The organism is Pseudomonas sp. SIMBA_068 (assembly GCF_046534705.1).
Lineage (GTDB): Bacteria > Pseudomonadota > Gammaproteobacteria > Pseudomonadales > Pseudomonadaceae > Aquipseudomonas > Aquipseudomonas putida.
Genome location: NZ_JAWRYI010000001.1, coordinates 829,598 through 845,418, shown reverse-complemented (window position 1 = coordinate 845,418; position 15,821 = coordinate 829,598). Strand labels below are relative to the sequence as shown.

General features: G+C 62.7%; 12 protein-coding genes. 5 read left to right on the top strand and 7 right to left on the bottom strand.

Features of this window, described 5'->3' with window-relative positions; genetic code table 11:
• Positions 1–83: 83 nt before the first annotated feature.
• Positions 84–788, bottom strand: coding sequence for an NUDIX hydrolase (locus tag SB756_RS03925; protein ID WP_341798439.1), 705 nt, complete (start codon positions 786–788; stop codon positions 84–86).
• Between the two features lie 138 nt (positions 789–926).
• On the opposite strand from SB756_RS03925, the gene SB756_RS03920 reads away from it, so the two are divergent.
• The gene (locus SB756_RS03920) at positions 927–1,577 is read left to right on the top strand and encodes an isochorismatase family protein (protein ID WP_341798438.1); all 651 of its coding nucleotides are present in this window, start codon (positions 927–929) and stop codon (positions 1,575–1,577) included.
• Positions 1,574–2,773 carry a nicotinate phosphoribosyltransferase gene (gene pncB, locus SB756_RS03915; RefSeq protein ID WP_341798437.1) on the top strand — a complete coding sequence of 400 codons (1,200 nt, stop codon included), beginning with the start codon at positions 1,574–1,576 and terminating at the stop codon, positions 2,771–2,773. Before SB756_RS03920 ends, pncB begins: the two co-directional genes overlap by 4 nt.
• A 112-nt stretch (positions 2,774–2,885) precedes the next feature.
• On the opposite strand, the gene SB756_RS03910 is transcribed toward pncB, so the two are convergent.
• Positions 2,886–3,773, bottom strand: coding sequence for a LysR family transcriptional regulator (locus tag SB756_RS03910; protein ID WP_341798436.1), 888 nt, complete (start codon positions 3,771–3,773; stop codon positions 2,886–2,888).
• A gap of 111 nt (positions 3,774–3,884) precedes the next feature.
• Between SB756_RS03910 and SB756_RS03905 the strand changes: the two genes are divergently transcribed.
• Entirely contained in the window at positions 3,885–4,946 is a 1,062-nt protein-coding gene (locus tag SB756_RS03905) for a YeiH family protein (protein WP_341798435.1), read from the top strand.
• A 122-nt stretch (positions 4,947–5,068) separates the two neighbouring features.
• On the top strand, positions 5,069–6,442 hold the full coding sequence (gene ppnN / locus SB756_RS03900) for a nucleotide 5'-monophosphate nucleosidase PpnN (RefSeq protein WP_086975190.1): 1,374 nt from the start codon (positions 5,069–5,071) through the stop codon (positions 6,440–6,442).
• Positions 6,443–6,500: 58 nt separating this feature from the next.
• On the opposite strand, the gene SB756_RS03895 is transcribed toward ppnN, so the two are convergent.
• Together SB756_RS03895 and pssA are read right to left on the bottom strand one after the other, a co-directional pair.
• The gene (locus tag SB756_RS03895) at positions 6,501–7,646 is read right to left on the bottom strand and encodes a GGDEF domain-containing protein (RefSeq protein ID WP_341798434.1); all 1,146 of its coding nucleotides are present in this window, start codon (positions 7,644–7,646) and stop codon (positions 6,501–6,503) included.
• A 354-nt stretch (positions 7,647–8,000) separates the two neighbouring features.
• Positions 8,001–9,329: a CDP-diacylglycerol--serine O-phosphatidyltransferase gene (gene pssA / locus SB756_RS03890; RefSeq protein WP_341798433.1), complete on the bottom strand. Its 1,329-nt coding sequence runs from the start codon at positions 9,327–9,329 to the stop codon at positions 8,001–8,003.
• A 180-nt stretch (positions 9,330–9,509) separates the two neighbouring features.
• On the opposite strand from pssA, the gene SB756_RS03885 reads away from it, so the two are divergent.
• The gene (locus tag SB756_RS03885) at positions 9,510–10,517 is read left to right on the top strand and encodes a GlxA family transcriptional regulator (RefSeq protein WP_341798432.1); all 1,008 of its coding nucleotides are present in this window, start codon (positions 9,510–9,512) and stop codon (positions 10,515–10,517) included.
• 68 nt (positions 10,518–10,585) lie between these two features.
• On the opposite strand, the gene SB756_RS03880 is transcribed toward SB756_RS03885, so the two are convergent.
• From SB756_RS03880 to katG, 3 genes are all read right to left on the bottom strand, one after another.
• Positions 10,586–11,920: an MFS transporter gene (locus SB756_RS03880; RefSeq protein WP_341798431.1), complete on the bottom strand. Its 1,335-nt coding sequence runs from the start codon at positions 11,918–11,920 to the stop codon at positions 10,586–10,588.
• A 181-nt stretch (positions 11,921–12,101) separates the two neighbouring features.
• Positions 12,102–13,313, bottom strand: a complete 1,212-nt coding sequence (locus SB756_RS03875) for a M24 family metallopeptidase (protein WP_341798430.1) — start codon at positions 13,311–13,313, stop codon at positions 12,102–12,104.
• A gap of 156 nt (positions 13,314–13,469) precedes the next feature.
• Entirely contained in the window at positions 13,470–15,725 is a 2,256-nt protein-coding gene (gene katG, locus SB756_RS03870) for a catalase/peroxidase HPI (protein ID WP_410910214.1), read from the bottom strand.
• Positions 15,726–15,821: the final 96 nt, after the last annotated feature.

Sequence of the window (15,821 nt, the reverse complement as noted above, 5' to 3'; positions counted from 1 at the left end):
CACCTTTAGCAGAGGTGTTTGACAGTACACGGTAGATGACAGGGTCGATACTGGTAGATCTGCCAGGTCAGCCTGGCCTTCAGTTATCCGCCTTCAGGTAACAAACTGCGGTCAAACATGAATGCCCGCTCCCCTTGCGGCGTGTACTGGTACAACTGCTGCGGCCGGCCCAGTTTTGGCTGGTGCTTCTCGCCGGTATCCCTTACCCAACCCAGCTCGCGTAAACGCTCCAGACGCTTGCGCACAGAAGTACCGTTCACCGCCTGGCCCAGGCAGGCCTGCACCGCCCCGAGCGCATCCTGCACAGTAAACTTCTGCGCCAACAGGTAAAGCGGCAGGCTGCTGTACACCGTCTTTGCCGCCAGCCGTTCGCGGGCCCGCTCCACCAGCAGGTTGTGGTCAAAGGGCAACAACACCTTGCGCCCCAGCACACTGTCCAGATCAAAAAATGCCAGTTGCTCGCCTTCGACGGCCTGCGCGGGGTCGAGCAACGCCAGGTAACAGGTGCTCAACGACCACCCTCGTGGATCGCGGAATGCATTGCCCTCGGTACCCACCTGCTCCATGTAGCACGGTTGCACCCGGGCCTTCTCGTGCAGGGCCCGGCTGGCGGCATCTTCCAGGCTGGTGTCGGGGGTACGCCCATTTACGATGACCCCGGGCAAGGCCCATTGCCCGGCATGCGGCTCGCGCTCACGACGGTGCAACAACACTTGCAGATGCTGGGCATCAGGGGCCAGGCGCAGGGCGACAATGTCGACACTGGCCAGGACTTCGACTGTACTCACCGTGCAGCTCCTTGTTCAGTAGCACAATAATCCACCAGAGCATCTAAGTAAGGCAACCACCAACCCCATATCGTTTGCCACTTGACATACTTAATACACCAGGTGAATTATATAGCCATTCCAGCAAGGAGAACCGCCATGAAGATCGCCAGTTTCGATGTCGACGCGCAAAACGGCTTCACTGCCAACGCCCCGCTGGAGCTGCCCGTGCCCGAAGGCGACGAAATTGCGGATGACCTGAATGCGATGGCCTTGCGCGCCGACCTGCGCCTGGGCAGCAAGGACGCGCACCCGGCCAACGCCGCCTGGGTGGTCGCCGACCCTGCGCACATGCTGCAATCCCTGCAACTGGCCAACGCCGACCTGACCTGGGTCAGCCACTGCGTCCCCGGCACACCGGGCTTCGCGCTGCTGCCCGGCCTGCCCGCCCCCATCGACTACGACTACTTCGTGTGGAAAGGCGTCGAACCTGACCTGCACCCCTACGGCGCCTGCTACCACGACCTTGCCGAGCGCCGCTCTACCGGGGTGATCGAATACCTCAAGGTGCAGCAGGTGGGCGCGGTGATCGTCGGCGGCCTGGCCCTGGACTACTGCGTCAAGACCACCGCCCGCCAATTGCGCCAGGCCGGCTTCCAAGTGCTGCTGTACCTGCCGGCCTGCCGCGCGCTTACCCAGGCCGGCGCCATCGAGGCGTGTGGTGCGTTGGCCGCCGAGGGCGTGATCCTCTGCGGCGACGAGGACGCGCTTGACCACCAGCTTGCCCTGATCAAGGAAGACCGCCCATGAGCGACAGTGTTTTTGGCCCACGCATCATCCAGAACTTGCTGGACACCGACTTCTACAAGATCACCATGATGCAGGCGGTGCTGCACAACTACCCCAACGCCGAGGTGGAATGGGAGTTTCGGTGCCGCAATGGCGAAGACCTTTCCCCCTACCTGGCCGAGATCCGCTATCAGGTGGAGCAACTGGCCGAGGTTACCGTCACCCACGACCAACTGGCCTATCTGGAAAAAATCCCCTTCCTCAAACCGGACTTCATTCGCTTCCTCAGCCTGTTTCGCTTCAACCTGCGCTATGTCCAGGTGGGCCTGGATGGCACCGGGCAACTGGCAATCCGCGTACGTGGGCCGTGGTTGCACGTGATCCTCTATGAGATCCCGCTGCTGGCGATCATCAGCGAAGTACGCAACCGCTACCGCTATCGCGAAGTGGTGATCGAGCAAGTTGGCGAACGCCTCTACCAGAAGCTGGACTGGCTCAAAGCCGAAGCCAGCACCGATGAGCTGGCCGGCTTCCAGCTGGCGGACTTCGGAACCCGGCGGCGCTTCTCCTACCGCGTGCAGGAAGAGGTGGTGCACATCCTCAAGCACGATTTCCCCGGGCGCTTCGTCGGCACCAGCAATGTGCACCTGGCCCGCGAGTTCGAGCTCAAGCCACTCGGCACCATGGCCCACGAATGGTTCATGGCCCACCAACAGCTCGGCCCACGCCTGGTCGACAGCCAGGCCGCTGCGCTGGAATGCTGGGTAAGAGAGTACCGCGGGCTGTTGGGTATTGCGTTAACCGACTGCATCACCATGGATGCCTTCATTGGCGATTTCGATCTGTACTTCGCCAAGCTATTCGATGGCTTGCGGCACGACTCGGGCGATCCACTGGCGTGGGCGGAAAAAGCCATTGCCCACTATGAGCGGCTGGGGATCGACCCGAGGAGCAAGACCCTGATCTTTTCCGACGGGCTGGATTTTTCCAAGGCGCTGGGGCTGTACCGGGCGTTGCATGAACGGATCAATGTGAGCTTTGGCATTGGTACCAAGCTCACGTGTGATATCCCGGGGGTTGAGCCGATGAACATGGTGATCAAGATGACCGGCTGTAATGGGGCGCCAGTGGCGAAGATTTCCGACAGCCCGGGCAAGACGCAATGCCGGGACGAGAATTTTGTTGCTTATCTGAAGCATGTCTTTCATTTGAATTGAGGTTGCCTGCACCGGCTTCTTCGCGGCAAAAGGCCGCTCCTGCATGTACAAAGCCATTGATTGCTACGTACCCCTGTAGGAGCGGCCTTGTGCCGCGAAAAGGCCAGCACAGTCAACCGACCTGTTGCATACCCACACACAACTCAAGAAACCGCGCCGCCGCCCGCGATGGCGTCGCGGCATGCGGCATCAGAATGGAAAACCGCCTGACCAAAGGCTGCGGCGCAACCTGCAACCTGTGCAGCGCCCCATCCTCATGGCGGATGGACATCGCCGACACAAAGCCAACCCCCATCCCCGCACGCACCGCCTCCTTCACCCCTTCCACCCCGGCAATTTCCAGCGCTACGCGCATCGCCACACCATCGCGGGCAAACGCCCGCTCGACAATCTGCCGCACCCCCGAGCCGCTCTCGCGCAGCACCAACGGGTAAGCACCCAGCGACGCCAAGACCTGCTGGTCACTGCCTGCCAGCGGATGACCACTGGGCACGATGGCAACGATCTCGTCCTCGCGCCAGGCCGTCACTTGCGTACCCAAGGGCAACTCCTGCCCAGGCGGCCCTTCGATCAGGGCGATGTCGACACTGTCCAGCGCAGCGACGATCTCTGCCGTGTTGCCGTGCGATGTAGTCACCAGCACGTCCGGGTGGCGGGCATGGAAGTCGGCGATCAGGTAAGGCAGCAGGTAGCTGGCAGGTGTGGTACTGGCACCGATACGCAAGGTACCGCGCTCCAGGCCACGCATGGCCTCACGCAGTGCCTTGGCCTGGCGGAAGGTTTCGCGCAGGCGCTCGGCATGGGCCAGCAACTGCTCGCCGGCTGCCGTCAACCGCACACCACGGCCGGCACGCTGATACAGCGGCTCGCCAAAAGCCTCCTGCAGCAGCTTGAGCTGGCCGGACACCGCCGGCTGCGACAGGTGCAGCGCCTGGGCCGCATGGCTGATGTTGCCGTGCTCGGCGACAGTGGCAAACGTTATCAGCTGTTCTGGGGTCATGATTAAAAAATATCAGATAAACGGATATTTGCCATTCCAAATTACGATTTTTTATAAGCTTATAACCAGATTAACGTAGGCCTTGTCGAAACACCTGTCCGGAGGACTCACATGGCCACGGTTCCGTCCCACCCCGCTTATTCGCCTACCCTCTCTACCCGAGGGCGGCTCAACGGCATCCTGTTCGTCGCGCTTTTTGCGCTTGCGGTCACTCAGCTGGCGGCCTTGCCTGCCATCGCCAACCTGGGCATCAGCCCGTTGATTGTCGGCATCGTCGCCGGCGCGCTGTACGGCAATGCCTTGCGCGATGGTGTACCGGCCAGCTGGGCTGCCGGCATCAACTTTTCGGCCCGCGGCCTGCTGCGCATTGCCGTGGCCTTCTTTGGCCTGCGGGTCAGCCTGCAGGAAATCGCCGAAGTCGGCTGGTCGGGGCTGCTCGTGTCGTTGCTGGTGGTGTCCAGCACCCTGCTGATCGGCCTGTGGTGTGGCATGAAGCTGTTCAAGCTGGACCGCGATACCGCTCTGCTGACCGCCGCTGGCAGCGCCATCTGTGGCGCCGCTGCCGTGCTGGCCTTCGAATCGGCACTGCGCAGTGCCCCGCACAAGAGCGCCATGGCCGTCGGCAGCGTGGTGTTGTTCGGCACCTTGTCGATGTTCCTCTACCCGCTGGCCATCAACGCCGGCTGGCTGCACCTGGACACCATGGGCGCCGGGCTTTTCCTGGGCGGCACTATCCACGAAGTCGCCCAAGTAGTGGGCGCAGCCAGTAACGTCAGCCCTGAAGCCACCCATATCGCCACCATCGTCAAGATGACCCGGGTGATGCTGCTGGTGCCGGTACTGCTGGTGGTAGGCCTGTGGATCAGCCGCTCGCGCAAGGCCGGCCAGGCGCAGGGCAATGGGCGCATTGCGATGCCCTGGTTCGCCTTCGGCTTCCTTGCCCTGGTGCTGGTGAATTCGCTGCAGGTACTGCCGGGTAGCGTTACCCAGGCAGTGAACAGCCTCGACACTTTTGCCCTGACCATGGCCATGACTGCACTGGGTATGGAAACCCGCTTCAGCCAGATTCGCCAGGCCGGGCCAAAGGCGCTGGCTACCGGGGCGATTCTGAACCTGTGGCTGGTAGGCGGTGGCTTGGCAATTACCCTCGGCGTGCAGAAGCTGTTGGGATAAATCGGGACCGCGAAGAAGCCAACCCGGTCTCAAGGTTTTTCACCAGCCCCCTCGTTGCCGTCCACATTTCTCGGTATGGTGTTGTCAAAGAAGGATGTTTTACCCGCACAGGAAAGACTTAGATGCCTCAACGCAATGTCATCAATGCATCCGTCAGCCCCAAAGGCAGCCTGGAAACGCTGTCACAACGTGAAGTGCAGCAACTGAGTGAAGTCGGTACCGGTAGCCTTTACACCCTGTTCCGCCAGTGCGCCCTGGCCATCCTCAACACCGGCGCCCATGTCGACAATGCCAAGACTATCCTCGAGGCCTACAAGGACTTCGAGGTTAAAATCCACCAACAGGACCGCGGCGTGCGCCTGGAGCTTCTGAATGCCCCGGCCGACGCCTTCGTCGATGGCGAAATGATCGCCAGCACCCGTGAAATGCTGTTCAGCGCCCTGCGCGACATCGTCTACACCGAGAGCGAGCTGGCCAGCCAGCGTATCGACCTGGAAAGCTCGCAGGGCATCACCGATTACGTGTTCCACCTGCTGCGCAACGCGCGCACCCTGCGCCCGGGTGTGGAGCCGAAGATGGTGGTGTGCTGGGGCGGCCACTCGATCAGCACCGAGGAATACCAGTACACCAAGAAGGTCGGCCACGAACTTGGCCTGCGCAAACTGGACGTGTGCACCGGCTGCGGCCCTGGCGTGATGAAGGGGCCGATGAAAGGCGCCACCATCGCCCACGCCAAGCAGCGCATGCATGGCAGCCGCTACCTGGGCCTGACCGAGCCGGGCATCATCGCCGCCGAGGCGCCCAACCCGATCGTCAACGAGCTGGTGATCCTGCCGGACATCGAGAAACGCCTGGAAGCCTTCGTGCGTGTCGGTCACGGCATCATCATCTTCCCGGGCGGTGCCGGCACGGCCGAGGAGTTCCTCTACCTGCTGGGCATCCTCATGCACCCGGACAACCACGACGTGCCGTTCCCGGTGGTGCTCACCGGCCCGCGCAGCGCCGAGCCTTACCTGCAACAGTTGCATGCCTTCGTCGGCGCCACCCTGGGCGAGGCGGCGCACCGCTTGTACGAAATCATCATTGATGATCCGGCCGAGGTTGCCCGGCACATGGTCGAAGGGCTCAAGGAGGTCAAGCAGTTCCGCCGTGAGCGCAACGACGCCTTCCACTTCAACTGGCTGCTGAAGATCGAAGAGAGCTTCCAGCGCCCGTTCGACCCGACCCACCAGGCCATGGCCGAGCTGGACCTGCGCCGCGAGCTGCCACCCCATGAACTGGCTGCCAACCTGCGCCGGGCGTTTTCCGGCGTTGTAGCGGGTAACGTGAAGGACAAGGGCATCCGCCTGATCGAAGAGCACGGGCCGTACCAGATCCGCGGCGACAGCGCTGTGCTGGATCCACTGGGCCGGCTGCTGCAGGCCTTCGTCGACCAGCACCGCATGAAGCTGCCGGGCGGCGCGGCGTATGTGCCGTGCTACCAGGTAGTGACCTGACACCCGCTGCCTAAACAGTCATCCCAGGCTATTGGGGCTGCTGCGCAGCCCCATTAGTCTATTGGTTGAGGTCAGCCATCGGCCGCTCAACAAACCGGATACTATCGCGCCCACTGCGTTTGGACTGGTACAAGGCCACATCCCCCTGCTCGATCAACGCCGCCAGGCTCGCCGGTGGCTGGTCGAACAGGTTCACGCCGATGCTCAAGGTAACCGCGTGCGGGGTGGGAACGGTCTTGCCGGCATACTGCTGGAATAGCTCGCGCAACATCCCACCCAGCTCCACTACCTGCTCGCTACTCGCCCCGCTCAACAAGATGACGAACTCATCACCGCCCAATCGCGCGGCCAGCGCCCGCTCGGGCAGCGCCGTGCGAATCATCTCGCTCAGGGCAATCAGCAACCGGTCCCCGGCAATGTGCCCATGCAGGTCGTTGACCAGCTTGAAGTTGTCAATGTCGATCAGCAGCAACGCCCCAGGCTGCGCCGGGCTCACGTCCTTGAAGAATTGCCCCGCCCGCACCTCCAGCGCGCGCCGGTTGTACAGCGCGGTCAGCGGGTCGCGGGCTGCCAGCCGGGCAATCCGCTCCTCGCGCCGATAGCGCACAGTGCCGGTCATCGACAAGGCAATCAGCATGATCGCCATCGCCCCCTCGACCAGGGAAACCTGAATGATCAGCCCGCCAAAGGTGGCCAGGTCAATCAACGTACCCGGCGTGATCGCAATGATCGCCTTCGCTACATAGAACAGCCCATGGATCAACAACACATAGCGCAACTGCACTGCCCCGACACTCAGCGACTTGCCATGCGGCCGCAGCAGGAAGCTGGCCTTGAGCGTCAGCGAGGCGACCAGCAACGAGTTGACCATCAGCATCACCTTCGACCACTGCGGCCCTACGGGCAGCAGCAGCAAGGCGAACCAGACCACCACAATAATCAGCCAGGCCCGCGACAAGCGGTCCTGGGTAAAACGCAGTACGCCTAGCAGGAAAAACCAGTGCGCCACCACCAGCAAACCGTTGGCAAACCAGATACCGATGAACAACAACCCGACCCCGCGCAACAAGGCCAGGATACAACCGACAGTAATAGTGGCAAACCCGGCACTCCAGAACAGCAGTGATGTTTCGCGGACACTGCGCCACTCAATCGCCAGGTACAGGGCAGCCGCAGCTGCCAGGGCGACCGAGATGGTCAGCATCGTGGGTGGATCTAGCGCCATATACGCATTGGCCTATCTGGTTAACGAGGAAAAGGCCCGATTGTATGCGCTCGTGATGACTTTTCAGAGGGGCCTTGCACGGTTGACTGCAAATGATAGCCCAGCCCCTCTAGATGGAGGCATGCCAGCAATATCATTTTGACATCAAGGCACCGTGTTCACTACAGAAATCGCAGTGGTCTCGCCCCCCGCGCCCGGCCAGTGGATGACCGGCAGGCACCAGCATCACCAGGCGCTCGGTGCGAAACGGCAGCGATACCACGCCCTCACTGGCCTTTCGCGACACAAGGCCGCTCCCCCCAAAAAACGTACAGCATCGACTGGTGCAATGCCTCAGAGCACGCGCTTGATCAACGGCTCCAACCGGCTGAAACGCAACCGCCGCAGAAGCTTGCGTACTTCCTTGGGGTGTTCGGCCTTCACCCCCAACGCCTCTGCCGAGGCAATCTTCGGCGCATGCCGGCGCAGCTCGCTCAGCTCCGCTTCCCTTGGCGCCAGCCATTGCCCTTGCGGGTCATCGATCAGCAGGCCGTTTTCCAGGTCCAGGTTGAACCCGCGCGGGTTCAGGTTGTTCCCGGTCAGCAGCGAATAGCGTTGGTCGACCCACACGCCCTTGGCATGGAAGGTATGCCCGGGATCGTTCCAGATCCGCACTTGTAGCTGGCCGCTGGCAATCGCCGCATGGCGGCGTCGGGCGAAGGCACGCAGGTTGTCTTCGTACAGATAAGGCAAGGCGCCACTGGCACTGAACGGCTCACCCGGGGCGATGTAGAAGTCGTTGGCCGTGCGATCACCGACGATCAGCTCAACGTGCACCCCCCGCTCCAGCGCATGGTCAAGCTCGCGCATAACCACCCGCGGCGGGTTGAAATACGGCGTACTGATGATGAGTTGCGTGCGCGCCGCCGCCAACAGGGCGCACATTGCCCGGTTCAACGGGTTGCCACGGCCCACGCCCAACAGCGGAATCACCCGCAACCCCTGCCCTGCCACGCTGGATGGTGCCTCGTAGGCCATGCGCCGCAACCGCGCTCGCAAGCGCCGGATATCGCCGCGCAGGCTGCGGGTGGCAGGTTGTGCAGGCAAGTCGAGGCGTGGTGTGGCGGTGTGGTGCAACAGGCGCTGTACCAGGTCGACCATGGCGTCGGCAAGCCCCGGCGACTGGAACAGGTGGTAGCGGTCCAGGCGATAGCGGTCGAAGCGGTGCAGGTAGACGTTGTTCAGGCTGGCGCCGGTGTAGATCACGCAATCGTCGATGATGCTGCCCTTCAAGTGCAGCACGCCGAACAGCTCGCGGGTCTGCACCGGCACCCCGTGAATGACGATATCCAGCCCGCGCAACTGGCGCTGGGCCTGATACCAGGCGGCGTTACCCGGCTGACGCCCGCCCCCCAGCAGACCACGGCGGGCACGGAACCAGTCGACCACGATGGTGATTTCCAGCCCTGGCCGCTCGGCCTTGGCCTGGTACAAGGCATCCAGCACTTCCTGGCCAGCCTCGTCTTGCTGCAGGTACAGTGCGACGATGACGATGCGCCGGGTCGCGGTGCGGATGCGCTCGAGCAGGCAGGCGCGGTATGCCTTGGCATCGGGCAGCACCTGGATCGACTCGGGCGATATGGCGTAGCCTGGCAATGCCGCCAGCATGGATTCGGGGTTCACGAACGATCACCTTCTCTGTGCAATCACTGTCGGCCCTGCCAGCCGGCGGGGCCATTCCTGGCCGCTGCGCCCGGGGTGTAAGATCAACCCGGCAACGACCTATAACAACAAGAACCACGCGAGGCTGTATTTCTCTCTGCCCCTGACGAACTCTGCCTCAGCTTGCACAGGAACAGCGCAATGGTCCACCCCGCTTCTACAAACCTGTCGCCGTCTATTGTAAAGAGTTGTTCCGTAAAGACCTTCGGCTTTCTGATTTTGCCCAACTTCACCACCATCGGTCTGGCGTCGGCGGTGGAAACCCTGCGCATGGCCAACCTGGCCGCGCGCAAGCCACTGTTTCGCAGCGTGCTGATTGCTGCGGACGAGGCACCCGTGGTCGCCAGCAACGGCATGCGGGTACTGCCCGACTACAGCATCGCCAACGCCCCGGAGCTGGACACGTTGCTGGTGGTCGGCGCCAACCCGATCGACCGTGGCCGTAGCAGCCGCCCGCTGATCGACTGGTTGCGCAAGCTGGCCCGCCAGCACCTGCCATTGGGCGGTATCTGCACCGGTAGCTACCTGCTGGCCAAGGCCGAACTGCTCAAAGGCTACCGCTGCACCATCCACTGGGAAGACCTGCCGACATTGCAGGCGCACTTCCCCGGCATTGTCATTTCCAGCCAGCTGTTCGAACTGGACCGCGACCGTTATACCTGCTCGGGCGGTGTGGCAGCCATGGACATGATGCTGCAACTGGTGGCCCGCGAACCCGGGGGCCAGGACATTGCGGCCAAGGCGGCAGAGCTGTTGCTGTGCGACCGGGTGCGGGGCGAGCGCGATCGCCAGCGGATACCGCTGCGCACCCTGCTTGGCAGCGCTCAACCCAAGCTGAGCCAGGTGGTGGCGATCATGGAGGCCAACCTGGAAGAACCACTGGGGCTCGAGGAGCTTGCCAGCCTCAACGAGGTGACCGTGCGCCAGCTGGAGCGGCTGTTCCACAAGTACCTGCAGCGCACGCCCAGCCAGTATTACCTGGAGCTGCGGCTGTCGCGGGCGCGGGAGTTGCTGCTGCGCAGCGATGTGCAGGTGCGCGAGGTGGCGCTGGCCTGCGGGTTCAGCTCGCCGGCGCATTTTTCCAAGAGTTACAGCCGGTTCTTTGGCTTGTCGCCGCTGGGGGAGCGGCGGCAGGCCTCTTTACACTGATCCAGATCTTGCACTAGTTTTGCCGGCCTCTTCGCGGGTAAACCCGCGAAGAAGCCAGTACAGGCTTATCAATCTTCCAGTGCCGAGTGCGCCGTTTCCCGGCACATCAGCATCGCCACCAGTGCCACCAGTGCTGCCGCCAGCAAATACCCCGCCGGCGCCAGCTTGCTGCCAGTCACCTGAATCAGCCAGGTGGCAATGAACGGTGCGGTCCCGCCAAACAGCGCGTTGGCCACATTGAAGCTGAGGGCAAACCCACTGAAGCGCACCCGGGTCGGGAAAATCTCGGCCAGCAGGCACGGCAAGGTTCCGTCGTTCATTGCCAGTATCGCCCCGAAGCAAATCTGGATCGCCAGGATGACCAGCAGCGGTTGCCCGTCAAGCAGGCGGAACAACGGCACGGTCAGCCCCAGGAACAACAGCGAAGCCACCACCAGCATGGTCTTGCGGCCAAACCGGTCGGAAAGCCGCCCCATCAGGAAGATCAAGCCAATATAAGTGGCGAGCGATACTGTCGAAGCAATGAATGAATCCCGCTCGCTCATGCCCATTTCACTGGACAGGTAGGTCGGCATGTAGCTGAGCAGCAGGTAGAACGCCACCGCGTTCAGGCAGGTAACGCCAATGCCGATGGCCAGGCTGCGGCGGTGCTGGCCCAGCAGCTCGCGCAGCGGCGTCGGGGCCATGCCGGCCTTGTGTTCCAGGCGCTGCTCCATCTCCAGGAACTTGGGCGTGTCCTGCAGGCTCATGCGGATATAGCGCCCCACCAGGCCGAACGGCGCCGCCAGCAGGAACGGCAGGCGCCAGCCCCATTCATGCAGGGCTTCGCTGCTGAGCAGTTCGTGCAGTACCGCCACGAACGCCGCACCAAACAGCAACCCCGCTGCCGTGCTGGCCGGCACGATACTGGTGTACAGGCCACGACGGCCGGGCGGCGCGTATTCGGCCAGGAACGCCGCAGCACCGGCGTACTCGCCCGACGCAGAAAAACCCTGCACCAGGCGGATCAGCAACAGCAGCGCCGGCGCCCACAAACCGATTTGCGCATAACCAGGCAGCAGGCCGATGCAGAAGGTCGATACCGACATGATCAGGATCGACCACGACAGTGCGTTGCGCCGGCCATGGCGGTCGCCAAAGTGCCCCCAGACGATACCGCCTAGCGGGCGGACCAGGAACGACAGGGCAAACACGGCGAAGGTTGCCAGCAGGCCGTTGGTCTTGTCGGTCTGCGGGAAGAAGGTGGCGGCGATGATGGTGGCCAGGTAGCCGTAGGCGGCGTAGTCGAACCACTCGACGAAGTTGCCCATGAAACTGGCCCGGGCGGCCTTGCGCAGGGCCTGGCGTTCGGCATTGTGTGCGGGACCGGCGACGGCGGATGGGTCAAGTGTGGTGCTGGACATGACGGGTACCCTCTGGTTCTTTTAATTGGAGGCAGGGTCTGGTGGTCATACAGTGATATTTTTGTTGTCCGGGTTGGCCTCATCGCCGGCAAGCCAGCTCCCACACGGGACTTCACAGGCATTGCATGCTGTGCAGTATCTGCGGGCGCTGGCTTGCCGGCGATGAGGCCTGCTGCGGTCTTTATTTGCGAATGATGTTGTGCTCCGGCCCATACGGGAACCTGGTGATGTTCTCGGCGCCGTTGTCATTGACGATCAGGATGTCATGCTCGCGGTACCCGCCCGCCCCCGGTCGCCCTTCGGGCAGCATGATCATCGGTTCGATCGACACCACCATGCCAGGCTCCAGCACCGTGTCGATGTCTTCGCGCAGCTCCAGCCCCGCTTCGCGGCCGTAGTAGTGGCTCAAGGTGCCGAACGAGTGGCCATAGCCAAAGGTGCGGTACTGCAGCAGGTCGTGGCGCAGGAAGATTTCGTTCAGTTCACGGGCGATGTCGCTGCAGCGCATGCCCGGGCGTACCAGTTTCAACCCAGCCTCGTGCACCTCCACGTTGGCCTGCCACAGGCGCAGGTATTCATCCGGGCAATGGTCGAGGAACAGTGTGCGCTCCAGCGCGGTGTAGTAGCCAGCGATCATCGGGAAACAGTTGAGGCTAAGGATTTCACCCTTGCCGACGCGACGGCTGGTCACCGGGTTGTGCGCGCCATCGGTGTTGAGCCCGGACTGGAACCAGGTCCAGGTGTCCATCAGCTCCGCATCGGGGAAGCGCCTGGCAATTTCACGGACCATCGCCTGGGTGGCATGCAGCGCCACTTCATACTCCGGCACCTGCTCGCGCAGCGCCTCCACCACCGCCGCACCGCCAATGTCGGCCACCTGCGCACCGTGGCGGATCAGCGCCTGCTCCTCAGCCGACTTGATCATGCGCATGCGCATGCACGGCGCGCCAATGTCCAACAACTCGGCTCTGGGGTAGCAGGCGGCCAGCTTGGCGTGGTTCTGCAGGTTGAGGTGGTCGTGTTCGACGCCGATGCGCGAGGCCAGCGGCAGCGCCTGCTGGATGGCAACGAAGTAGTTGTCGCGTTGCCAGTCGGTGTAGACGATGTTGTCAGTGCCGACCGTGCGCCGCCAGGGCTGCCCGCCATCGATATTGGCGCTGATCGAGACGACCTTGTCCTGGGTGATCACCAGCGCATACGGGCGGCCGAACGAGCAGTAGAGGAAGTCGCTGTAGTAGTTGACGTTGTGATACGACGTGAAGATCGCCGCTTCGATGTCCTGCTCGGCCATGTAGGCCCGCAGCCGGGCGTGGCGGGCTGCATATTCCTGCGCCGAAAAGGTCGGCTGCACCTTGTCGCCATTGCGGATTTTCAGGGTCTTGGGCATTTGCATGGTCGGGGTTCCTTGTCGTTGTGAGCACGCTGTTCAGGCCGGCCGCCTGAGAAGCATTGCAACAGAACCGACGAGGACGTTTTTGTATCTATCCGACCTGGAATTGGCGGAATCACCAGGGCCAAGGGGGCTGCTCTGCAGCCCCCCGCAACACCGTTACTTCAGGTCAAAACGATCCAGCTCCATGACCTTCTGCCAAGCGGCCACAAAGTCCCGCACAAACTTGTCACCCCCATCACTGCTGCCATACACCTCGCTCAACGCCCGCAGCTGGGCATGCGAACCAAACACCAGGTCAACCCGGCTACCATTCCACTTCACCTGCCCGGTCTTGCGGTCGCGGCCTTCGAAGGCCTCGTTGTCCGCCGAGGTCGGCTTCCATTCCACGCCCATGTCCAGCAGGTTGCGGAAGAAGTCGTTGCTCAGGGTGCCGGGCTTGTCGGTGAACACGCCCTGCTTGCTGCCGCCATGGTTGGCGCCCAGCACGCGCAGGCCGCCAATCAGCACGGTCAGCTCCGGCGCCGTCAGCGTCAGCAACTGGGCCTTGTCCAGCAGCAGCTTCTCAGCCTTGACGCTATAGCGGGCCTTGGTGAAGTTGCGGAAGCCATCGGCCAACGGCTCTAGCACGGCAAACGACTCGACATCGGTCTGCGCCTGAGACGCATCGACGCGGCCCGGGCGGAACCCTACGCTGCCCGTGTAACCGGCGTCCTTGGCGGCTTTTTCAACGGCTGCGGTACCGGCCAGCACGATCAGGTCGGCCAGAGAAACCCTCTTGCCGCCGTTGTTGAACTCGCCCTGGATCTTTTCCAGCGCCGCCAGCACCTTATCTACCCCCTGGTTTGCAGCCCAGTCCTTCTGCGGTGCCAGGCGCACGCGGGCGCCATTGGCCCCACCGCGCTTGTCGGAGCCGCGGAAGGTCGACGCCGACGCCCAGGCGGTGGCGACCAGTTCGCCCACGCTCAAGCCCGAAGCCAGGATCTTGGTTTTGAGATCTGCGATGTCTTGCTCGCTGATCGTGGCTGGATCTGCCTTGGGCAACGGGTCTTGCCACAGCAACTCTTCGTTGGGCATTTCCGGGCCCAGGTAGCGGGCCAGCGGGCCCATGTCGCGGTGGATCAGCTTGTACCAGGCACGGGCAAAGGCATCCGCCAGCTGGTCAGGGTTGTCCTTGAAGCGACGGGCGATCGGCTCGTAGATCGGGTCGAAACGCAGCGCCAGGTCGGAAGTAAGCATCGACGGTGCGTGTTTCTTGCCCGGATCGTGGGCATCCGGCACGGTGCCTGCGCCTTTGCCCTCTTTCGGCCGCCACTGGTGCGCACCGGCCGGGCTCTTGGTCAATTCCCACTCAAAGTTGAACAGGTTGTTGAGGTACTCGTTGCTCCACTTGGTCGGGGTAGAAGTCCAGGTCACTTCCAAGCCGCTGGTGATGGTATCCCCGCCTTTGCCGGTACCAAACTTGTTGGGCCAGCCCAGGCCCTGCAGCTCAAGGCCAGCAGCTTCCGGCTCGGGGCCGACATTGTCAGCAGGGCCGGCACCATGGGTCTTGCCAAAGGCGTGGCCGCCGGCGATCAGCGCCACCGTTTCTTCATCGTTCATGGCCATGCGGCCAAAGGTTTCACGGATGTCCTTGCCCGAGGCCACCGGGTCGGGGTTACCTTCCGGGCCTTCCGGGTTCACGTAGATCAGGCCCATCTGCACGGCGGCCAGCGGGTTTTCCAGGTTCCGCTCGGCCGACAGGTCGCGATTCTGTTCTTCGCCGTGCTTGGCCGGCTCGGCCACCAGGTCCCCCTGGCCTGGCGGCTGGGCCTTGACCTGTTCCTTGCCGTAGCGGGTATCGCCGCCCAACCAGACCTTTTCCGAGCCCCAATACACATCTTCGTCCGGCTCCCACACATCGGCGCGCCCGCCAGAGAAACCAAAGGTCTTGAAGCCCATGGATTCGAGGGCAACGTTACCCGTGAGCACGATCAGGTCGGCCCAGGAAATCTTGTTGCCGTATTTCTGCTTGATCGGCCACAGCAGGCGCCGGGCCTTGTCCAGGCTGACGTTGTCCGGCCAGCTGTTCAGAGGGGCGAAACGTTGCTGGCCAGAACCCGCGCCACCGCGACCATCGCCGATGCGGTAGGTGCCCGCGCTATGCCAGGCCATGCGGATGAACAGCGGACCGTAGTGGCCGAAGTCGGCGGGCCACCAGTCCTGCGAGTCGGTCATCAAGGCGGTCAGGTCTTGCTTCAGGGCCTGGAAGTCGAGGCTCTTGAACGCCTTGGCATAATCGAAGTCCGGATCGGGGCTGGATTTCGACGAATGCTGGTGAAGAATGCGAAGGTTGAGCTGGTCAGGCCACCAGTCACGGTTGGTGGTGCCGCCACCTGCGGTTTGATGGAACGGGCATTTCGATTCGTTCGACATCTGCGGGTACCTTTGGGTCGGTTATCCAGATTTCCGGTCTATGCCAGGTGTTCTTTCAGCCGAGCGTGTGGGCTCGTGCTACCCCTCATCAGGTCT